This is a genomic window from Microbacterium sp. (genome assembly GCF_031179285.1).
GTDB lineage: Bacteria > Actinomycetota > Actinomycetes > Actinomycetales > Microbacteriaceae > Microbacterium.
The window spans coordinates 25755-45417 of record NZ_JAPSHY010000024.1 but is presented as its reverse complement, the minus strand read 5'-3'; the positions used below and the strand labels follow the sequence as shown (position 1 = coordinate 45417).

Here is a 19663-nt window from a genome sequence, read left to right as displayed (position 1 = left end):
CCATGGCCTCGCACTCGGCGGGCGACGCCGCAGCACTCCGGCGTCCGCACACCTCGAAGCGCACGGTACCGGCGGGCACCAGGTAGCCGGCATTCAGCGCAGAGGCGCCGTCGACGGCATCCAGCAGCGCGGCGATCCCGCCGCCCGCGTAGGTCGGATGCGGGCCGTTGATCGCGGCGAAGTACGCGCTGGCGTAGGCGCCGTCGCCCGGCGCGTACGACACGCCATCCTGCCCGCCGATGACGGTCGTGACCCCCTGGCGCAGCAGCGCCCTGGTGACCTCGGGATCCTGCAGCATGCCGTCGACGTGCGAATGCGCGTCGATGAACCCGGGGAGCACCAGGCGGCCGACCGCGTCGACGACGCGGTCGTCATGCCGCGCCGCGACCTCGCCGACCTCGGTGATGACATCGCCGTCGATGGCGACATCCGCGGCGAGGACGCCGTCGGGGGTGACGACGGACCCTCCCCGGAGAACTGTGCGACCGGACATGCTGCTCCTCAGAACCAGGTGCGGATCAGATCGACGACGACGCCCGACTCGATCGAGTCGACGACCGGCAGCACCCGCCACTTGTCGAACGCGGTGCACGGGTGGGACAGGCCGAAGCGCACCACCGAACCCAGGGCGAGCGGTTCGGCCGACCGCACGTAGGAGTGCTGATCGTTCATCGCCGAGACCGTCGCCTCGACCGGATGCCAGGGACCGATGAGCTCATCGGCCGCAGCGCGCGGGATCGGCAGCCCCTCGTCATAGGGCAGGTCGCGCTTTCCCGCGTCCACCAGCGCGAGCGCCGATTCGGGGCGGGAGACGACTCTCGCGATGCCGTGCATCGCGTTGACGAACCGCGGGCCCTCGCCGGTGCCGCCCCCGTCGAACGGAGAGATGCCGCGATAGAACCCGTCGTCGTGCACGATGTAGGCGCCGGAGCGCAGGATGAAGCGGGTGCGGCCGTCGCGCTCCGCGCCCGACCACACGTCTGCGACGATCTCGAAGTAGGCGCTGCCGCCCGCGGTGACGTAGATCTCGCCGTCGTCGTACAGCGGGGCGATGGCGCGGTGCAGCTCGAGCTGCGCCTCGAGGTAGGAGCGGACGGCGTCGAGGCCGGGCGCGGAGCGGTCGTGCGCGAGGCTCCCCTCGTATCCGGCAACACCCGCCAGTCGCAGCACGTCCGAATCGGCGAGACGCTCGGCGATCTGCACCGCTTCGGCGATCGAGCGAGCGCCGGTGCGGCCGCCCTCGGCGCCGAGCTCGACGCACACGTCGACCGGGCGGGGCACGCCGACCGCCCGCAGGCCGTGCTCCATCGCATCGACGGTGGCGAGCGAGTCCGCCCAGCACACGAACCGGAAGGCAGGATCCGCGAGTTCGCCGGCGAGCCAGGCGAGAGAGCGCGGGTCGACCGCCGCGTTCGCGAGCATGATCGAGTCGAGTCCGAGGTCGCGGCCGGTGCGCACCTGACCCATGGTGGCGAGCGTGATGCCGAGGGCGCCGGCGTCGAGCTGGCGCTGCCACAGCGTCGGGGCCATCGTCGTCTTGCCGTGCGGCATGATCTCGAGGTTGTGCTCGGCGCACCAGCCGGCCATCGTGGCGACGTTGGCGCGCATCGCGGCGTCATCGAGCACGATCAGGGGCGTCCAGAATTCGTCGAGGCGCGGCTCCGTGGCGAGGAAGGCGGATGCCGTCATACCGATCGCCCTCTCAGGGATGCCCTTGTCGCGCGCCGTCAGCAACTCATCGCTCATCGATCGTCTCCTCGCTGTGCATATAGTGCAACGCGGATTGTGATCTGTGCACACGCCGCCTCATCATGGTAACCATGGCCGATACATCCGCACCACGCCTGATCACCATCGGCGAGACGATGGCCCTCATCGCACCCGCTCGGCCCGAGCCCCTCGCCACGACGCGGGAGGTGCGGCTGCTCATCGGCGGCGCCGAGTCGAACGTCGCCATCCACGCAGCGCAGCTCGGCATCCCGACCGCCTGGGTCAGCGCCGTCGGAGACGACGCGCTCGGCGAGCGCGTGCGCGAGGGAGTCGCCTCGCACGGTGTCGACGTCGGCTGGGTGACCACCGATCCGCACGCGCCGACCGGGGTGTACTTCAAAGACCCCGGCCGCGGCGTGCTCTACTACCGGCGCGGTTCTGCGGCGTCGGCGATGACCCCGCAGTCGATCGCCGCCGTGCCGCTCGAGCAGGCCGACGTGGTGCACGTGTCGGGCATCACTCCCGCACTCTCGAGTACCTGCGCCGCGCTCGTCGACGCCGCCATCGATCGCGTGACCGAAGACGGCGGCATCCTGAGCTTCGACGTCAACCATCGCCCTGCGCTCTGGCAACCGGGAGCGGCCGCGGCGACCCTCCTCGCCCTGGCCCGCCGCGCCGATCTCGTCTTCGTCGGGCTGGACGAGGCCGAGGGCCTCTGGGGAACCGCCGACGCCGATGCGGTGCGGGCACTCCTCCCCGAGCCCGCTCTGCTCGTCGTCAAGGACGGCGACATCGGCGCCACCGAGTACGAGCGACGGGGCGGTGCCGACGTGCGCACCTTCGCGCCCGCGATCAAGACCGAGGTCGTCGAGGCGGTCGGCGCCGGCGACGCGTTCGCCGCCGGATACCTGGCTGCTCGCCTCGAGGGCGCCGGCGCCGAGGGGCGCCTGCTCGCCGGCCATCGACGCGCGCACCTCGTGCTGCAGTCGACCGGCGACCTGCTGCCTGACGAGACCCCTGCCGACGAGGCACACGAGACCCCCACCGACGACACCCCCGACCGAGCCTGAAAGGCGATCGAACATGACCGACAACTCCGTCTTCGAAGACATCTTCCAGGGGGTCCCGCTGATGGCGATCCTGCGTGGAATGGGGGTCGAGCGCTCGCTCGCCACCGCGACCCGCGCCTGGGATCTCGGCATCACCGCCGTCGAGATCCCCGTGCAGACACCGACCGATGTCGAGGCGCTGCGGGCGGTGGCCGAGGCGGGCCGCGCGCGCGGCCTGACGGTCGGCGCCGGCACCGTCGTGACGCTCGAGCACGTGCGCCAGGCCGCCGACGCCGGCGCCGCGTTCACGGTCAGCCCCGGACTCGACATCGACGTGGTGCGCGCCTCGCACGAGGCCGGCCTCCCCGCCCTCCCCGGTGTCTCCACCGCTACCGAGGTGCAGCGCGCACTCGGCGAGGGACTCACCTGGCTCAAGGCATTCCCCGCATCGCTGCTCGGCACCGGCTGGTTCCCGGCGATGCGCGGCCCGTTCCCGCAGGCCCGCTTCGTCGCCACCGGAGGAATGGACTCGGGCAACGCCCGCTCGTACCTCGACGCCGGAGTGCGCGTGGTCGCCGTCGGTTCGGCGCTCGAAGACGAGTCGCAGCTGGCGGCGCTGGCCCAGCTGCTCGCCTGAGCGCCCCGAAGCGGCGCCCCCCCCCGCAGGGGGGGGGCGCCGGTCCGTGCGTGGGGTGTTGCCGGCGCAGGACGCGGGGCGCGCGCGGGCGGCGCCGCCCCCGCGGCCCCCCTCCCCCCCCCCCGCCGCCCCCCCCCGGGGCGGGGGGGCGCCGCTTCTCCGTGCTTGCGGCGTTGCCGTCGCCCGCGCCAATCGCAGCGTCGAGAGCACGACACGTCGCCGAGTGCACCGCCCTTTCGCGTGAAGGGGCCGTGCACTCGGCGACATCATGTACTTTCGACGCACCAGGGTGTCAGGAACCGACCGGCACCCGCGGCGTGACGGCGAGGGCGTGGAGGCGACCCGCCCCCTCCACGTCGGGGCGGACGGACGCCATCATGGTGGCGATGACGCCCACGATCGCGATCACCGCGGCGTAGACGACCACGGGCCAGAACGCCCCGCCTGCAGCCGCGACCAGAGCCACGCAGATGAACGGGGCGAGGCCGCCGCCCAGCGTGTTGGAGATCTGGTACCCGATGTTGACGCCGGTCGTGCGGGCCTCAGGGTCGAACATCTCGGCGAGCATCGTGGCGAGAGTCGCCTGCATGGCCACGCCGAACACCACGAACCCGAGGATCTGACCGAGCCAGATGAGCCACATGTTCCCGGTGCTGAACAGCGCGAACGCGGGGTACACCATGGCGGCGAAGCCGAGGCATCCGATGATGTAGACCGTGCGGCGGCCGATGCGGTCGGAGATATGGCCCCACAGCGGCGCGACGACGATCTGCAGGAGACCCACGATCATGGTGCCGGCGAAGCCCATCCAGGCCGGAAGGCTCTTGTTCGAGACCATGAAGCTCAGGCCGTAGGTGAGCACGATGTAGCCCGCGATCGACTGCGGCAGGCCGATCAGGATGCCGAGGATGGTGTTCTTCGGGTGACGGAACGCCTCGACGAGCGGGTTGTGCTTCTTTCCGGTGGCCGCGATCAGCAGAGTCTGCGTCTCGGTGAACTCCTCCGACTCCTCGAGGTGGCGGCGAAGGATCACCGCGGCGATCGCGAGCACGATCGAGAACACGAACGGGATGCGCCAGCCCCACTCGATGAACCAGGTGCCAGGGGTCAGCCCGAGGCTGGCCATCAGACCGCCGGAGACGACGTTGGCGATGCCGGCACCGCTGATCAGGAAGGCGCCGTACAGGCCCTTCTTGCCGATCGGAGCCGCCTCGACGACCATGGTCGCCGCTCCCCCCATCTCCCCGCCGACGAAGAAGCCCTGGCAGAGCCGGAAGAAGAGCAGCAGCAGGGGCGCTGCGATCCCGATCATGGCGTCGGGCGGAATGAGGCCGATGCCGGTCGTGGCGAGGCCCATGCCGACCACGGTGCTGATCAGCACGACCCTGCGGCCGACGCGGTCGCCGATCATGCCCCAGACGATGCCGCCAACGGGCCGCAGGAAGAATCCGACGGCGAAGGTCGCGAACGACGACAGCTGGGCGATCACCGGGTCTTCGGTCGAGAAGAACACGGCGGGGAAGACGGCGGCCGAGGCCAGACCGTACAGGTAGTAGTCGTAGTACTCGATCAGCGTGCCGATCGCACCACCGGCGACGGTCCTGCGCTGTTTGGGCGTCAAGCTGCGCGTGGCGACTGTGGCCATGGGGAGCCTCCTTGCTCTGCGAAGGTGAGGATTCGGGTTGAGGTTGTCACCCTCGACGGGACGTACGGTCGACGCTAAGATAGCCGAGAAACGGACAGAATGTCTAGACAGAAGATTTTTTGTAAAGCTGAACAGTTTGTAGGTGGACGATGACGACACAGACGGCGATGAAAGAAGCGGCGAGGGCGCTGGCACAGGATTCAGCACGCCAGACGTACGAGAGCGCCGAAGAGATCCTGCGGCTGTACCGGCCGGTCATGCGAGCGCTCGCCACGGCCGCAGGGCCCTCCGTCGAGGTCGTGCTGCACAATCTCGACGGCGCCGACGTCGACCTGGGGCACACGATCATGGCGATCGAGAACGGGCACGTCACCGGGCGCGCGGTAGGCGGCCCGTCCACCAACCTCGGCCTCGATGTGATGAAGGACCGGCAGAAGGATCACGACGCGTTCGGGTATCGCGGCGTGACCAGCGACGGCCGTGAGCTGCGCTGCTCGTCGGTGTACTTCCACAACGCCGCCGGTGACATCATCGCGTCGTTCTGCATCAACGTGGACCTCAGTCCGCTTCAGCAGGCCCGCAACATGCTCGAGGCGCTGCTGCCCGCGCCCGCCACGCAGGGCGATGCTCCGCAGGAGCACTTCGGCACCGACATGGAGTCGGTGATGGATCAGATCATCGCGGAGGCGATCGCTGAGATCGGCCGCCCGGTCGCTCAGATGACCCGCGACGACCGGATCCTCGTGCTCGACAAGCTCGATCAGCGCGGCGTGACCCAGATGCGCAAGTCGATTCCGACGATCGCGAAGCGCCTGAACATCTCACGGGTCACCGCATACTCGTACCTCGACGAGGCCCGCAGCCGTGGCTGAGGCCGAGGCGGGCACCGAACCGTCGGCGTCGATCGCCGCCCGGCTCGCGCATGTCGACGCGCGCCTCGCCTTCGAGATCGACGTGGTCGCCGCGGCGGCGGCCGTCGCAGCCGGCGAGGCTGTGCTCGTCGACACGCGGCGCCGGGAGTCGTGGGATCACGGTCATATCGCCGGAGCCCTGCACCTGCCGAAAGAGACGCGGGATGCCCGGATCGCAGAGCTCCCTCGCGACCGCACGCTCATCGTCTACGGGTGGGGACCCGGATGCAACGGCGCGACGGTTGCGGCCCGCGAGCTGCTCGCGGGCGGTCTCGACACCCGCGAGCTGTTGGGCGGCTACGAGTACTGGGTGCGCAACGGCTTCGCCATCGAAAAGGGTGACGTGACCACGCACCCGACACCCGACCCGCTGGTCACCGCCGAGACGCACGGCGCCGAGTCCAGCGGCGAATCACATCGCCCGGATGCTGCGGCGTCCGCGGCATCCGGGCGAAGCCCTGCGTGATTACTCGGTGACGACCCAGTCGAAGTTGGCGCCGTGCTCGTCGAGCCAGGCGTCGACAGCCTCGGCTTCCTTGCCCTCGCCGTACTCGTTGACCACGAGGTCCTCGAGTGCGCCGTACTGGGCGTCGTCGAGCTTGATCTTCTCGATGAGCTCCGCCGCGTCGGGGTTCTCCTCGGCGAAGCCCTTCGTGCCGAGGAAGTGCAGGCCTTCGGCCTCACCCATCGCACCCTGAGGGTCTTCGAGGTCCTTCAGCGGGAAAGCATCGTTCGCCCAGAACGGACGCCACAGCGTCACGACGATCTCCTCTTGGGCCTCGGTCGCGGACTTCAGTTCGGTGAGCATCGCCGCCGTCGACGAGGTGACAAGCTCGAACTCGCCGTCGAGGCCGTACGCGGGCATCATCTTCTGCGTCTGCGCGGTAAGGCCGGCACCGGGCTCGATGCCGTAGATCTTGCCGTCGAACTGCGCGCCCTTGCCGGCGAGGTCCTCTATCGAATCGATGTCGGAGTACTCCGGAACCGCAATCGTCAGCTTGGCGTTCTCGTAGTACGCCCCGAGGTCTTCGATGTCGTCGCCGTACTCGTCCATGTACGACTTGTGCGTGAGTTCCGGCCATGCCGACGGATAGATGTCGACGTCGCCCTGAGCGAGGCCGGTGTAGAGCGGACCCGCCTCGGTCAGCGTCTTCATCTCGACGGTGTAGCCGATCTTCTCGAGCTGGTCCTGCAACAGGTACGCCGTGCTGAGGCCGTCGGTCCAGGAGGGGAGGAAGCCCAGGGTGATCGTGCCCTTGTCCGCCGAACCTGAACCCGCGTCGTCGCCGGAGTCGCCTCCGGTGCCGCCCATGCCGTCGCCGCTGCATCCGGCGAGAGCGAGGGATGCTGCGGCGCCGATCGCCGCGATGGTCAAGAACTTCTTCTTCATGATGATCTCTCTTGTTCCGTATGTGTGTATCTGTGTGAGTGGTGCTGCGGGGCCTCTCCGACACCGTCCCGATCCCGGGGGGGTGACGACGAGATCCCGCGGAGGGAGGGTCAGTGCACGCCACCACCGACGGGCGCGCGACGCGGTGCGGCCTTCGAGCGTTCGGCCTCGTCGACGGCGTCCTGCGACGCATCGACTCCGGCTTCGGATGCCGGTTCCCGCCAGGGCTCTCGCCGGGAGCGCTGCCGCGTGAGCAGCGCCGACAGCGAGGAGCGGTTCTGGCCCGGCGTGCCGAGCGCCGCCGTCACACGGTCGAGGAACACCGCGATGAGCACGACGCCGAGTCCCGCCTCCACGCCTTTGGCGATATTGATGGTCGAGATCGCCTCGACGACGAGCTTTCCGAGACCGTCGGCTCCGGCGATACCGGCGATGACCGCCATCGACAGCGCGAGCATGATGACCTGGTTGACGCCGGCGAGGATCGTCGGCATCGCGAGCGGCAGTTGGATGCCGCGTAGGATCTGCCCCGGCTTCGCTCCGAACGCCTGGCCGGCCTCGACCGTCTCGGAGTCGACGCCGCGGATGCCGAGTTCGGTCAGTCGCACACCCGGGGGCAGGGCGAAGATGACCGTGGCCACGACGCCCGGCACGACGCCGATGCTGAAGAACACGATCGCCGGGATCAGGTACACGAACGCCGGCATCGTCTGCATGAAGTCGAGGACGGGCCTCAGGACGGCGCTGACGGTCGCGTTGCGCGATGACCAGATGCCGAGCGGTATCGCGATGACCACGGCGATGACCGCGGCGACGAGGACGAGCGCGAGGGTCTGCATCGCCGGCACCCAGAGGTTCATCGCCACGATCAACCCGAAGGAGATCACGGTGACGATCGCCAGCTGCCACGACCGCACGAGCCAGGCGATGAGTGCTGCGACGGCGATGATCACGGCGAAGTGCGGCGTGAGGAGAGCGCGGGTAAGGCCGTCGACGAGGAAGGCCACGCCGAACGAGATGCCGTCGAGCAACCCGTCGAGATTGTCTCTCACCCAGTCGACGCCGGTGGCGACCCAGCTGCCGAGGGGGATGCGGAAACCGTCCATCAGTGCACCCCCTCGGCCGTCGCGGCCGATGCCGGCGGTTCGGCAGTCCAGCCGTCGTTCAGCACGGCGTCGACCTCGGCCTGCGGCATCGGCAGGAGTGGCAACGTCAGCTCGCCCGTCGCATTCGGTCCCGGCCCCAGAGCCGCGAGCAGGGTCACCCGCGGGATGACACCGGCCAGCCGGCCCTCGGCGTCGGTCACTGCCAGCGGCAGCGGTGATTCGACGGCGGGCACGAACAGGTTCATCAGGACCTCGTCCTCGCTCACGCTCTGCGGAACGGGCTTGATGATGTCGCGCAAGGTCGAGACGCCCGTGCGCACGAGCTTCACGGCATCCCTGTCGGTGACGATGCCGACGAGTTTTCGGTCGCGGCCGACGACATAGGTCGCCGACATATAGGCATCCCGCATCTGACGAAGGGCCGTGCGCGGACCCGCCCCCTCGGCGACGACAGGGCGCGGACGCTCCATCACGTTGCCCGCGGTCAGCACGCGGGCGCGGTCCACGTCCTGCACGAACTGCTCGACGTAGTCGTTGGCGGGGTCGGTGAGGATGTCTTCAGGCGTGCCGATCTGAACGATGCGGCCGTCGCGCATCACGGCGATCCGGTCGCCGAGGAACATCGCCTCGTTGAGGTCGTGAGTGATGAAGACGATGGTCTTCTGCAACTTCTGCTGCAGCTCGAGCAGCTGCTCCTGCATCTCGCGGCGGATCAGCGGGTCGAGGGCGCTGAACGCCTCGTCCATGAGCAGGATGTCGGTGTCGGCAGCGAGCGCGCGGGCGATGCCGACGCGCTGCTGCATGCCGCCGGAGAGCTCGGAGGGCAGTTTGTCCCCCTGGCTGTCGAGACCGACGAGCGCGAGGATCTCCGCGGCCTTGGCGAGGCGCTCCGACTTCGGCGTGCCCTTCAGCTCGAGCGGATACGCGACATTCGCCGCGACCGTTCGGTGCGGCAGCAGCGCGAAGTGCTGGAAGACCATCGACACCCTGTCGCGGCGGATGTCGCGCAGACGAGCCGCGGGGATGCCCGTGATCGAGTCGCCGCCGATCGTGACCGTGCCGGAGGTCGCATCGTGCAGGCCGTTCAGCATTCGGATGATGGTCGACTTGCCCGACCCGGACAGCCCCATGATCACGAAGATCTCACCGCGGTTCACGGTGAAACTCGCATCGATGACGGCGGCGGTTCCGGAGTCGACCACGTCGGAGCGGGTCTCTCCGGCTTTCAATCGACGGACGGCGTTGCTCGGATTCCTTCCGAACACCTTGTACAGACTGCGCGCAACAAGTGCGGTTTCGGACACGTTTCCCCCGGCAGCTCACCGATTCTTCGGGTCTCGGGAGCTGGCTTCGGTCACGCCCGGGTGATGTTCACATGGCCGTTTCGAACGTGGCTGCACATGGCGCGGGCAGAGGATTTCGGATCCTCTGCACAGAACATCGACCGTACGTCCACGCCTCTTCGGAGTACAGCTGAATCGAGAGAAGGACGCGGCCGCGGACTGGTCTTCGGGCCACACGGCCCGCAATCCAACGTAACGAAATGCCAGATCAGGGGCAAATCCTCACCCTGCGACATGCGCGAGATTCGCCGCGTGAACGGGGGATTGCCCGCCTCTTGCCTGATCTGTGTCAGCGGCGGACGCTGCGCGTCACGGTGAACTTCGGGGTGCGATGCACCTGCTCGGTCGGACCGACGATGCGGGTGAGCGTGCTCTTGTAGGCGAGCGAGGAGTTGTACACCGTCCAGAGCTCTCCGCCCGGGCGAAGGAGTCGTGCCGCGGCCTCGAACAGACGGGTGGCGGCGGCGGTGTGGATGCTGGTGCCGAGGTGGAACGGCGGGTTGAGCAGCACGGTGGCGGCGCAGCCGTCCGGAAGCTCGGAACCGGCGTCGTCATGCGTGACGGTGATCCGGTCAGTCAGCCCGTTCGCGGCGACCGTCGCCCTCGCCGACGCCACGGCCGCGGCCGACCGGTCGGTGGCGACGACCCGGGCGTCCGGGTGGGCGAGAGCGTACGCGACAGCGAGCGCACCGCTGCCACAGCCGAGGTCGACGACGAGGTCGGCGCCCGGGTCGGTGCGCACAACTCCTCCGGAATCGGCACCGTCGGCCCCACCGGCGCCCGATTCGCCCGCCGCCTGCCGATTCTTGAGGAGTTGTGAACCGTCGAGCCCGAGCACCTCGAGCAGCACCCTGGTGCCGATGTCGAGGCGTGCGCCCGCGAAGACGCCGCCGTGCGCGACGAGGGTGAATCCGTCGTGCTGCGTCGACACCGGAAACGGCGTCTCCGGCGGGACAGGGCGCGGGCCTGAAGCGACGATGAGCCGTGACTTCCGCTCCGCCCGCTCGGCCTGCACCTGACTGAAGAAGCGCTCGAGCACGTCGTTCTGCGCGAGCGTCATGTGCTTCACGCGCCCGCCCGCGACGACCACGACGTCACCGGCAGCCCAGCGGGCCACGGCGTCCGCGATCTCCTCGAGCTCGGCGAGCGACTTCGGCAGCTGCACGAGCACGAGCCGAGCGCCCGCGAGCAGTGACTCATCGAGCTCGTGCGAGCGGAAACCCTCGAGTGAGAGCTCCTGCGCATTGCGAGCGAGGGCGCGGCGACCGGTGGCGAGGTCTTGATGCACGCGGATGCCGGCATAGCCGGCATCCGTCAATGCCAGCGAGATCGCCCCGTAAGCGTCGCCGATGACGGCGATCTTCGTGCCGTCGGGCGCCTGCGACGGGGCGAGCGCGAGAGCCCGGTCGACGAGCAGCACGTCCGTGGCGTCCCACGCCTGGAGCTCCGGGGACTCGACGTCAGGCCGGCGTCTCAGGCGGTGGTACGGGAACGGCGGCACCAGCCCACTGTACGTGCCGGCCGGACTCGTCTCACGCGCGCATCGGCGACACCGGGCCCGTGGAATCTCTCACGACGAGCTCGGTGGGAAGCGGCGGCATGGCAGGCGCACTCTCATCGCGCAGCAGCGCGAGGAGCATGCTCGCGGCTGCTTCACCCTTCGCATCGATGTCTTGCCGGACCGTGGTGAGCGCCGGCGACACCCGCCTGGAGAGCGGGCTGTCGTCGAACCCCACGATCGACAGCCGGCCCGGCACGTCGATTCCACGTTGTTTCGCCTGCTCCATCACTTCGAGGGCGGCGAGATCGGAGAACGCCAGCACGGCGGTCGGGGGATCCTCCAGCATCGTGCTGATGCGCGCGCGCAGAACGTCGTCGACGAAGCGGCCGGGCGTTCCCACGATCCGCGGCACGATGCCGGCTTCGTCGGTCGCTCGCATCCATCCGCGAAGTCGCTCGGCCGTGGTGACCGGGGCCGGCGCCAGCGCTTCATCAGACGGCGGCTCGTCATCGGCATCCACCATCGCCACGATGAGCGCGATGTCGGAGTGCCCCAGGTCGATGAGGTGCTTCGCGGCCGCGTAGGCGCCGCTGTGGTTGTCGATGTCGACCCGCGGGGCCCCGTCGATCGCCGCCCCCTCGACGGTCACGATCGGCAGTCGGCGCTCTCGCAGAGCCGTCACCGCCTGCGTCCGCGGAGTACAGGAGTACATGATCGCGCCGTCCATCGCCACGTTCCGCGCCGGATCGACCCCGTCGTGCGACGAGGAATGCAGCAGCACGAGCGAGTAGCCCGCGTCGGCGAGCGAGCCGGCGACCGCGCGGACGAAGCCGACGGCGACGTCATCGGTGAACGCATCGCGGGGTGAGTTGGTGAGTACCATCCCGACGACTCCGGTGCGCCCGGAGACCAGAGCCCTGGCGGCAGGGTCGGGCCCGGCATAGCCCAGCGCTTCGGCGGCGTCGAGGATCTTGGTGCGCAGCTCGGCGGACAGCTGATCCGGGCGCGAGAAGGCGTTGGAAACCGTCATGCGACTGACGCCGACCTGCTCGGCTATGGTCTGCAGCGTCACGCGCGCCATGACATGCACCTCCGTGATCATTCTGCCCGACTGTCCCTATGCGCGTTCGGGAACGGGATCACAGGGCCGCGGGGGCTCGATCGCCGACGCTGCACGGTGAAGTGCACCCGCGAGAGCCTCGCGGACTCTCGTGCGTAGCATCGCTCGACGCCGAGCGGCATCTCGCCTCGAGCGAAGGATCAGCGCTTCGCGTCGACGCTCATCACGAGGATCCAGCTTCTCGGCGTCGCGTTCTGCGAATGCGAGCGCCGCGATGGTGGCGTGGTCCATGATCATCTGCCTTTCTGTATCGGTATAGAAGACGATACTGTACCGATACAGAAGGTGTCAACCCGGATCGAGATGGTGCCCTTGACACCTGACCCGGTTCTGTGGTTACTTAGTCAAGTAGGTAACCCACCAACCAGCGGAGGACATGTGATCGAAGAAGGCAAGCCGCTCTTCCTCCAGATCGCCGAGGGAATCGAGGACTCGATTCTCGACGGCTCGCTCGAGGAGGAGACGCAGGCGCCCTCGACCAACGAGCTCGCCGCGTTCTACCGCATCAATCCAGCCACCGCAGCGAAGGGAGTCGCGATGCTCACCGACAAGGGAGTGCTGTACAAGCGCCGGGGAATCGGCATGTTCGTCGCGGCCGGCGCCAAGGAGGTGCTCCTCGGCGAGCGCCGATCGGCCTTCGCCGACCGGTACATCGATCCGCTCCTGGCCGAGGCCCGCACGCTCGGACTCGGCCCCGACGACCTCGCGGCGCTGCTCAAGGAGCGCGCTGCACAGACCACCATCACAGAAGGGAAGAACCCGGCATGACCGCCGTCATCGAGGTGCAGAACCTCACCAAGCGCTACAAGGACAAGCGAGCGCTCGACAACGTGTCGCTCACCGTCGAAGGAGGAGCGATCTACGGCCTGCTCGGCCGCAACGGCGCCGGCAAGACGACGCTCATGTCGATCCTCACCGCTCAGAACTTCGAGTCCAGCGGAACCGTACGCGTCTTCGGCGAGCACCCCTACGAGAACGCTCATGTGCTCGGCCGCATCTGCTTCGTGCGCGAGAGCCAGAAGTATCCGGACGAGGCCTACCCGAAGCACGCGTTCAAGGCCGCCAGCCTGTTCTTCCCGAACTGGAACCAGGCGATGGCGGATGAGCTGATCGAGCAGTTCCAGCTGCCGATGAAGCAGACGATCAAGAAACTGTCCCGCGGGCAGCTCTCGGCGGTCGGCGTCATCATCGGGCTCGCCTCGCGGGCCGAGATCACGTTCTTCGACGAGCCGTATCTCGGACTGGATGCGGTCGCGAGACAGATCTTCTACGACCGCCTCGTCGAGGACTACGCCGAGCACCCGCGCACCATCATCCTGTCGTCGCACCTCATCGACGAGGTCTCGAACCTCATCGAGAAGGTCATCGTCATCGACAACGGGCAGATCCTGCTCAACGAGGACACGGATGCCGTGCGCGACCGCGCAGTGACCGTCGTCGGCGATGCCACGAAGGTCGACGCGTGGGCGGCCGACCGCGAGGTCCTGCACCGCGAGGCTCTCGGGCGAGTCGCCTCGGTCACCGTACTCGGAGCGCTCGCTGCCGAAGAACGAGCGGAGCTCGTGTCTTCCGGGCTCGACCTGGTGCCGGTGTCACTGCAGCAGCTCGTCGTCCGGCTCACCCAGAAGGCGGAAGCGAAGTCTTCCGTCGCGAAAGAGGAGGTCCGCTGATGCGTCGCACACTCAATGTCATCCGCCTGCAGCTGATCAACAAGCAGACGTTCATCTGGACACCCCTGATCATCCTGGGCTCCGCGACGGTGCTGTCGATTCTCATCTACGCGATGATCCCGGTCGACACCCCCAAGTACGGCGGCGGTGGGCAGGCACCACTGTGGTACTTCTTCGCGATCGGTGTGGGCGCGATGGCGTACACGTTCCCGTTCTCACAAGCGATGAGCATCACCCGCCGGGAGTTCTTCCTCGGCACGATGCTGACGGCGGTCATCGCCAGCGTGTTCATGGGAGTGCTTTTCCTGATCGGTGGGGGGATCGAGGTCGCCACCGACGGCTACGGCGTGAACGGCTACGTCTTCTATCTGCCGTGGCTCTGGGAAGCGGGGCCGCTGGGCGCGTTCATCGTGTACTTCACCCTCGCGCTGTTCTTCTTCGTCATCGGGTTCACCGGCACGACGATCTTCAAGAGCTGGGGGCTGATGGTGCTCACGATCACATGGGTCGCGGTGGCAGTCCTGCTGATCGGTCTGGCCTTCCTGGTCACCCGGCTGGAGCTCTGGGGCCAGGTGGGCGCCGGCATCATGGACCTCGGCGCGCTCGGAATCGCGCTGTGGGGCCTCGTGGTCGTCGCCGCGCTGATGCTCGTCTCCTTCTTCGCGTTCCGCCGGGCCATTCCGTAGGCACGACGCGCTTCAGAGAACGATGCCGCATCCGCACACCCGTGCGGATGCGGCATCCGTTCGTTCGCGGTGACAGCCGTCGTCATCAGATCTGATCGTCCGCGGCGAGCAGGTCGATCTGCCAGAGCCGAGCATCCGGGTCGTCGCGCTCGTGTGCTTCCTCCGCGGCATTCACCGCATGCGCGATCTGCTCCATGAGAGCTTTGAATTCGGCGGAGGTCAGCCGGATGTGCTGCTGGGTGAATGTGCCGTGCACCTCGGACTCACGACCGGTGACGTACTCGGAGGACCACGCCAGTGCTCGGCGCAGGAGTTCCTGATGGTCCTCTGCGACGGCCGCGAGCACAGCGTTGCCCAGTTGCTCGTCGGCGACCGGCGTTCGGGGATCGCCGAGATTCAGTGCACTCTTGACGTGCGTCCAGACACGGTCACGGCGGTCGCGCGCGCGTTCGGGCGCCTCGCGGATCAGTCCTGCGTCAGCCAAGGCCCGCAGGTGGAAGCTCACGCTGTTCGCGGGGACGTCGAGCTCGGCGGCGACGTCGGCCGCCCGAAGGAATTCGCGTCGCGCCAGGAGTCGGAGGATCTGACGTCGCAGGGGGTGCGAGTACGCCTTGAGCATCGCCGAGGTCATCCACGTGACCTCACCTTCACCCCCGCGTGCCTCGGTCATGCCCCGATCCTACCCACCACCGCAATTGCGCAATAGATGTTGCGCAATGATTGGTGCGCAACTATGGTCGACGTATGACGATCGCGCCGACCTCGCACCGCCTCTCTCGCAACACTCGCTACGTCACCTGGTTGATCAGCGACACCGGCAAGGGTCTCGCCGCCGCGCTGTTCGGCTTCGCGATCCCGCTGCTCGCTCTCATCGTGACGAACGACCCCGCTCAGGCCGGGATCATCGCCGGCGCCGGCATGGCCGCACGTCTCGTGACGACTCTCGCCGGCGGGGTGCTCGCCGATCGACACCGTCGGATCGCCCTGATGCTGCTCGGCTCACTCATCGGTGTCGTGCTGTCGGCCGCGTTCACGATCCTCGCGCTGGGCGGCGCGCTCACCTTCACCGTGCTGCTCGTGCTCGATGTGCTGCTCGCCACGCGCAGCGGGCTGTTCGACGTGGCCGGTGAGAGCGCGATCAAGGAGATCGTGCCGGACGAGGCGATGGGTCGTGCGCAGGCCGCGAACCAGGCCAGGGATGCCGCCATGCAGCTCGCCGGCGGACCGCTCGGCGGCCTTCTGCTCGGCGTCGGTGGCTGGCTGGTCGGGCTGGTGATGACGGGGTGCCACCTCGTCGCAGCGGCAACGGCATGGATGCTGGGCCGCGAGACGCGCCGCGCCGGCATCCACGACTCCGAGGCGGATGCCGACGCGGACAGAGGTGAGGACGCCGTCGCCGCGCGCAACGCGTGGGCCGAGATCCGCGAGGCGTTCACCTGGCTGTTCTCGCGCCCCGACCTCGGCGGCGTGCTCGTCATCATCACGATCGTGAATCTCGGCTTCAACGCCGCCATGACCACCGTGGTGTACTCGCTGCAGCAGGCCGGACACCCGGAGATGGTGATCGGCGTCCTGTCGGCGGCGATCGGGGCGGTGATGCTCGTGGGCGCGATCATCGCTCCGCTGCTCGTACCGCGAGTCGGCGCCGGCACTCTCACGATCATCGGCCTGATCGGCATCGCAGCTGGTGCCGGCGCGGTGTCGATGGTCACCGACCCCTGGGCCATCGCCGTGGTGCTCGGGGCGGCCGTGCTCCTGCTGCCCGCATTGAACGCGTCCATGATGGGATACTTCATGGTCGCGACCCCGACGCAGCTGCTCGGCAGGGCGAACAGCGCCGCCGGCATCCTCGGGATGGGGGCTCTGCCCCTGGCACCGCTGATCGCCGGGTTCGGCCTCGCGTGGCTCGGGCGCGAGGGGACCATCCTGGTGAGCGCCGAGCTCTGCCTCATCGCCGCCGCGCTCGCCGTCGGCAACCGTGCGCTGCGCGCTCTGCCGGTCGAGTCCCGCTGGGCGGAACACGCGAGTCAGTATGAGACGACCGGACGGGATACCTGACCCTGACACGGTGTGCGGCGGGACCAGCCGCGAGGTGTGATCGCGGGACGAGCCGGAGGATCAGTCCGACGGCGACGCGGCGGTCATGTATCAGGAAGCCCTTGCCGTGCTCCTGGTGGTTGTGATCACAATGGGCTTCATGATCGACGGCGTTCCCGACGACGCCACTCTCGATCCTGCACCGGACGGCGGCGCACGCTGGCAACGCGCCGCCGAGCTGTTCTCGGCGTGGCGAGAGGGCGACAGCCGCGCGATGGATGACCTCGTGCGGCTGATGACGCCTGTGCTGTGGCATGTGGTGCGTGCCTACGGGGTGGAGCGCGCTCTCGCCGAAGACGTGGTGCAGACCACCTGGCTGCGACTGGTGCGCGGCCACGCGTCGATCGCCGACCCACGAGCGGTGTCTGCCTGGCTGACCACGACAGCGCGACGCGAGGCCTGGCGGGTGGGCAAGGCGCATGGGCGCGTCGACACGGCGGAGCCCGACGACCTCGAGATCCTTCTTCCGAACCAGGTCTCGGCAGAGGATCGCGCGGCGACGAGCGAAGAGAATCGGCGCCTCTGGGGCGCCGTGGAGCAACTCGCCGAGCGCTGCCGACGACTGCTGCGGGTCATCGCCTTCGCGGAGCGTCCGGACTATGCCAGCCTCGCGGCGGAACTCGCGATGCCGGTCGGCAGCATCGGCCCGACCCGTCAGCGCTGCCTGGCCAAGCTCCGCACTCTCCTCGAGGGCTCGGCTCCGAGGGGAAGACCATGACAGACGCGGATGACGCCGCGATGTTCGCCCGCCTGCGCGAGCTCTGGGAGGACGTCGATCCCGTGCCGGCGACGCTCATCGACCGGATGGTCGCGGCTGTCGCGGCGGAGGGACTCGCGCACGAGTACGCGCTGCTCACTCTCGTCGAGCACCGCGGCACCGCCGTTCGCAGTGAGACCGACGCCCTCACCCTGCAGTTCAGCGACGGCACCAGCAGCATCCTGCTGCATGTCACGACGACGGCCGACGGTCGCCGGCGGGTCGACGGCTGGACCGACGCCGATGCCACGGAGATCCGGCTCGCCCAGGGTGAGCGGTCGAGCACGACGTCTCCGGCAGAGCACGGGCGGTTCGCGTTCGACAGTGTGCCCGCAGGGCTCACGCGGGTGCTCGTCACGATCCGCGAAGGATCGGAACAGCGCACGCTCTCGACACCGCAGTTCGAGTTGTGACCACGGCGCGGCCGATGGCATGGGAAGGGTGAGCGATGGAGCAGCCACGGGGCTGGAGCTGGCAGGACCGCGCGGAGGGGTCCATCCGCCGAGGCGCTGCGCTCGACCCGAGCGTGGAGCCGGTGGACGGCATCCGCGCCTTCCCGACCGCGTATCTGCCGCAGCGGCTGCTCATCACCAGGGCTCCGGACGGCGAGACCGACCTCTTCGATCGGGAGATCCGGACCCTGCGGGACGCCGCAGGGTCGTTCGGATGGAACCTCGAGGTGGAGCGCGGCGACGATGAGCAGCAGCTGATCCCGGGCGTCGCGGGGTTCGTCCGCGCTCGACTGACGACACCGGACGAGCCGGGACAGGGCGAGTCGCCGGTGGCACCCGATGCCTGGCGGGTGCTGCAGCGGGCGCGGCGGATGTCGCGTTCGACGATGCCCCGCACCAGTCTCGAGCACGTACTGTCGATCGACCCGGTCGGCCTCAACCCGTTCACGCGGACCAATCCGTTCACGCGGACGAATCCCTTCACGCGGACGAATCCGGTGCGAGGCGCAGGCGTCGGCGGCAGTGACGATTACCTCGAGCCGGGCCGCGGTGCCCGGCAGCCGGTCACCTGGCTGGGTCCGGCGCCGCAGCGCCGGCCAGATCCGAAGCGCGGCAGACGCGCCGTCGTCGCCGTACTCGACACCGGATGCGGCGAGCACGACTGGCTCCCCGACGACATCGTCACCCGCCACATCGAGCTCGACGGCATGCCGGTCGGGCTCACCGATGACGCCGACCCGGAGCGCTACCCCGATCTCTACGGGCAGCTCGACGGCGAGATCGACGCCGTCGCCGGGCACGGCACGTTCATCGCCGGAATCATCCGCCAGGCGGCACCGGACGCCGACATCCTCTCCGTCCGCGTCGCCGGCGCCCTCGGCGTGGTGGATGAGGGCACCTTCCTGCACTCGCTCGCCCAGGTGGTCGAGCTGCTGCGACGGTATCGCGAGAATCCGAAGACCGGCCACCCGATCGACGTGCTCAATCTGTCGCTCGGGTACTACCACGAGACGCCGGTCGACGGACTGTTCAGCCGCACCCTTCACGACCTGCTGACGGCGGCGCGTGAACTCGGATGCGTGGTCGTGTGCTCGGCGGGCAACGACGCGATCGACCGGCCGTCGTTCCCCGCATCCCTCTGGGCGTGGCCGGGGGCCGACAACGGGATCGCCCCCGACGAAGCCGCCGCGCACGTCTCGGTCGGAGCACTCAACCCCTCGACGCATTCGCTCGCGCTCTTCTCGAATGTCGGACCCTGGGTGCGCGCGTATGCTCCGGGAGCCGCGGTGGTCAGCACGTCGCCGGCGTTCCTCGGCGGAGCACAGTCGGCCACCCGCGCCGACTTCGACGGCCTGCGGCGCGAGACGCTCGACCCCGACGACTACCGGGGTGGCTTCGCGATATGGAGCGGAACCTCGTTCGCCGCGCCCTACGTCGCCGGTCTCGTCGCGGCACGGCTGGGCGTCGTGACCGCATCCGACGTGGCCACGGTGACGGATGCCGCAGCGAACGCGGTCGAGAGCGTGCTGAAGGCGCTCCCCGACGCGACACTTCGCGTCTGAGCGGCCGCCCGCGAAGCCGCTCTTTCG

The 19663-nt window shown here is 68.7% G+C and carries 20 protein-coding genes; 11 read left to right on the top strand and 9 right to left on the bottom strand.

Annotation, left to right across the window (positions count from 1 at the left end):
- Together RIN18_RS13710 and RIN18_RS13705 are read right to left on the bottom strand one after the other, a co-directional pair.
- The coding region (locus RIN18_RS13710; protein WP_309104541.1) for an amidohydrolase family protein at nt 1–493 on the bottom strand (493 nt) is incomplete at its 3' end.
- Between the two features lie 8 nt (nt 494–501).
- Nucleotides 502–1746 carry an alanine racemase gene (locus RIN18_RS13705; protein ID WP_309104540.1) on the bottom strand — a complete coding sequence of 415 codons (1245 nt, stop codon included), beginning with the start codon at nt 1744–1746 and terminating at the stop codon, nt 502–504.
- A gap of 74 nt (nt 1747–1820) precedes the next feature.
- Here RIN18_RS13705 and RIN18_RS13700 point away from each other — a divergent pair, with 74 nt between their 5' ends.
- Both RIN18_RS13700 and RIN18_RS13695 read left to right on the top strand, forming a co-directional pair.
- A complete protein-coding gene (locus RIN18_RS13700) occupies nt 1821–2780 on the top strand; it encodes a sugar kinase (RefSeq protein ID WP_309104539.1) in 960 nt (319 codons plus the stop codon).
- Between the two features lie 13 nt (nt 2781–2793).
- The gene (locus RIN18_RS13695) at nt 2794–3396 is read left to right on the top strand and encodes a bifunctional 4-hydroxy-2-oxoglutarate aldolase/2-dehydro-3-deoxy-phosphogluconate aldolase (RefSeq protein WP_309104538.1); all 603 of its coding nucleotides are present in this window, start codon (nt 2794–2796) and stop codon (nt 3394–3396) included.
- 292 nt (nt 3397–3688) lie between these two features.
- Here RIN18_RS13695 and RIN18_RS13690 read toward each other — a convergent pair whose 3' ends face one another.
- Nucleotides 3689–5041 (bottom strand): MFS transporter, encoded by a 1353-nt coding sequence (locus tag RIN18_RS13690; protein ID WP_309104537.1) that lies wholly within the window; start codon nt 5039–5041, stop codon nt 3689–3691.
- Between the two features lie 149 nt (nt 5042–5190).
- Here RIN18_RS13690 and RIN18_RS13685 point away from each other — a divergent pair, with 149 nt between their 5' ends.
- Complete coding sequence (locus RIN18_RS13685; RefSeq protein WP_309104536.1) at nt 5191–5913, top strand: helix-turn-helix transcriptional regulator; 723 nt, start codon at nt 5191–5193, stop codon at nt 5911–5913.
- Nucleotides 5906–6418 carry a rhodanese-like domain-containing protein gene (locus tag RIN18_RS13680; protein ID WP_309104535.1) on the top strand — a complete coding sequence of 171 codons (513 nt, stop codon included), beginning with the start codon at nt 5906–5908 and terminating at the stop codon, nt 6416–6418. The genes RIN18_RS13685 and RIN18_RS13680 overlap by 8 nt, the downstream gene beginning before the upstream one ends.
- Here RIN18_RS13680 and RIN18_RS13675 read toward each other — a convergent pair whose 3' ends face one another.
- The 5 genes from RIN18_RS13675 to RIN18_RS13655 form a co-directional block, all read right to left on the bottom strand.
- Entirely contained in the window at nt 6419–7342 is a 924-nt protein-coding gene (locus RIN18_RS13675; RefSeq protein ID WP_309104534.1) for a glycine betaine ABC transporter substrate-binding protein, read from the bottom strand.
- Between the two features lie 110 nt (nt 7343–7452).
- Nucleotides 7453–8448, bottom strand: coding sequence for a proline/glycine betaine ABC transporter permease (locus RIN18_RS13670; protein ID WP_309104533.1), 996 nt, complete (start codon nt 8446–8448; stop codon nt 7453–7455).
- Nucleotides 8448–9752 carry a glycine betaine/L-proline ABC transporter ATP-binding protein gene (locus RIN18_RS13665; protein WP_309104532.1) on the bottom strand — a complete coding sequence of 435 codons (1305 nt, stop codon included), beginning with the start codon at nt 9750–9752 and terminating at the stop codon, nt 8448–8450. The genes RIN18_RS13670 and RIN18_RS13665 overlap by 1 nt, the downstream gene beginning before the upstream one ends.
- A gap of 328 nt (nt 9753–10080) precedes the next feature.
- Complete coding sequence (locus RIN18_RS13660) at nt 10081–11292, bottom strand: methyltransferase (RefSeq protein WP_309104531.1); 1212 nt, start codon at nt 11290–11292, stop codon at nt 10081–10083.
- 31 nt (nt 11293–11323) lie between these two features.
- Nucleotides 11324–12373, bottom strand: a complete 1050-nt coding sequence (locus RIN18_RS13655) for a LacI family DNA-binding transcriptional regulator (RefSeq protein ID WP_309104530.1) — start codon at nt 12371–12373, stop codon at nt 11324–11326.
- A gap of 417 nt (nt 12374–12790) precedes the next feature.
- Here RIN18_RS13655 and RIN18_RS13650 point away from each other — a divergent pair, with 417 nt between their 5' ends.
- From RIN18_RS13650 to RIN18_RS13640, 3 genes are read left to right on the top strand one after another with little or no spacing between them, the layout of a single operon-like run.
- Entirely contained in the window at nt 12791–13180 is a 390-nt protein-coding gene (locus tag RIN18_RS13650) for a GntR family transcriptional regulator (protein ID WP_309104529.1), read from the top strand.
- Nucleotides 13177–14082 carry an ABC transporter ATP-binding protein gene (locus RIN18_RS13645; protein ID WP_309104528.1) on the top strand — a complete coding sequence of 302 codons (906 nt, stop codon included), beginning with the start codon at nt 13177–13179 and terminating at the stop codon, nt 14080–14082. The genes RIN18_RS13650 and RIN18_RS13645 overlap by 4 nt, the downstream gene beginning before the upstream one ends.
- Nucleotides 14082–14768, top strand: coding sequence for a hypothetical protein (locus RIN18_RS13640; protein ID WP_309104527.1), 687 nt, complete (start codon nt 14082–14084; stop codon nt 14766–14768). The genes RIN18_RS13645 and RIN18_RS13640 overlap by 1 nt, the downstream gene beginning before the upstream one ends.
- Nucleotides 14769–14853: 85 nt before the next feature.
- On the opposite strand, the gene RIN18_RS13635 is transcribed toward RIN18_RS13640, so the two are convergent.
- The gene (locus tag RIN18_RS13635; RefSeq protein ID WP_309104526.1) at nt 14854–15438 is read right to left on the bottom strand and encodes a helix-turn-helix domain-containing protein; all 585 of its coding nucleotides are present in this window, start codon (nt 15436–15438) and stop codon (nt 14854–14856) included.
- Between the two features lie 74 nt (nt 15439–15512).
- Between RIN18_RS13635 and RIN18_RS13630 the strand changes: the two genes are divergently transcribed.
- The 4 genes from RIN18_RS13630 to RIN18_RS13615 all read left to right on the top strand — a co-directional run bounded on the left by RIN18_RS13630 (nt 15513) and on the right by RIN18_RS13615 (nt 19636).
- Nucleotides 15513–16826 carry an MFS transporter gene (locus RIN18_RS13630; protein ID WP_309104525.1) on the top strand — a complete coding sequence of 438 codons (1314 nt, stop codon included), beginning with the start codon at nt 15513–15515 and terminating at the stop codon, nt 16824–16826.
- An 85-nt stretch (nt 16827–16911) separates the two neighbouring features.
- Nucleotides 16912–17583 carry a sigma-70 family RNA polymerase sigma factor gene (locus RIN18_RS13625; protein ID WP_309104524.1) on the top strand — a complete coding sequence of 224 codons (672 nt, stop codon included), beginning with the start codon at nt 16912–16914 and terminating at the stop codon, nt 17581–17583.
- Entirely contained in the window at nt 17580–18035 is a 456-nt protein-coding gene (locus tag RIN18_RS13620; RefSeq protein WP_309104523.1) for a hypothetical protein, read from the top strand. The genes RIN18_RS13625 and RIN18_RS13620 overlap by 4 nt, the downstream gene beginning before the upstream one ends.
- Before the next feature lie 35 nt (nt 18036–18070).
- Nucleotides 18071–19636, top strand: coding sequence for a S8/S53 family peptidase (locus tag RIN18_RS13615; protein WP_309104522.1), 1566 nt, complete (start codon nt 18071–18073; stop codon nt 19634–19636).
- The last annotated feature ends 27 nt before the right edge of the window (nt 19637–19663 follow it).

Bases quoted from the DNA above. Each gene is read 5' to 3' on its own strand.
- RIN18_RS13705 (WP_309104540.1), bottom strand. From the start codon at position 1,746: ATGAGCGATGAGTTGCTGACGGCGCGCGACAAGGGCATCCCTGAGAGG.
- RIN18_RS13700 (WP_309104539.1), top strand. From the start codon at position 1,821: ATGGCCGATACATCCGCACCACGCCTGATCACCATCGGCGAGACGATG.
- RIN18_RS13695 (WP_309104538.1), top strand. From the start codon at position 2,794: ATGACCGACAACTCCGTCTTCGAAGACATCTTCCAGGGGGTCCCGCTG.
- RIN18_RS13690 (WP_309104537.1), bottom strand. From the start codon at position 5,041: ATGGCCACAGTCGCCACGCGCAGCTTGACGCCCAAACAGCGCAGGACC.
- RIN18_RS13685 (WP_309104536.1), top strand. From the start codon at position 5,191: ATGACGACACAGACGGCGATGAAAGAAGCGGCGAGGGCGCTGGCACAG.
- RIN18_RS13675 (WP_309104534.1), bottom strand. From the start codon at position 7,342: ATGAAGAAGAAGTTCTTGACCATCGCGGCGATCGGCGCCGCAGCATCC.
- RIN18_RS13670 (WP_309104533.1), bottom strand. From the start codon at position 8,448: ATGGACGGTTTCCGCATCCCCCTCGGCAGCTGGGTCGCCACCGGCGTC.
- RIN18_RS13655 (WP_309104530.1), bottom strand. From the start codon at position 12,373: ATGGCGCGCGTGACGCTGCAGACCATAGCCGAGCAGGTCGGCGTCAGT.
- RIN18_RS13645 (WP_309104528.1), top strand. From the start codon at position 13,177: ATGACCGCCGTCATCGAGGTGCAGAACCTCACCAAGCGCTACAAGGAC.
- RIN18_RS13640 (WP_309104527.1), top strand. From the start codon at position 14,082: ATGCGTCGCACACTCAATGTCATCCGCCTGCAGCTGATCAACAAGCAG.
- RIN18_RS13635 (WP_309104526.1), bottom strand. From the start codon at position 15,438: ATGACCGAGGCACGCGGGGGTGAAGGTGAGGTCACGTGGATGACCTCG.
- RIN18_RS13630 (WP_309104525.1), top strand. From the start codon at position 15,513: ATGACGATCGCGCCGACCTCGCACCGCCTCTCTCGCAACACTCGCTAC.
- RIN18_RS13625 (WP_309104524.1), top strand. From the start codon at position 16,912: ATGTATCAGGAAGCCCTTGCCGTGCTCCTGGTGGTTGTGATCACAATG.
- RIN18_RS13620 (WP_309104523.1), top strand. From the start codon at position 17,580: ATGACAGACGCGGATGACGCCGCGATGTTCGCCCGCCTGCGCGAGCTC.
- RIN18_RS13615 (WP_309104522.1), top strand. From the start codon at position 18,071: ATGGAGCAGCCACGGGGCTGGAGCTGGCAGGACCGCGCGGAGGGGTCC.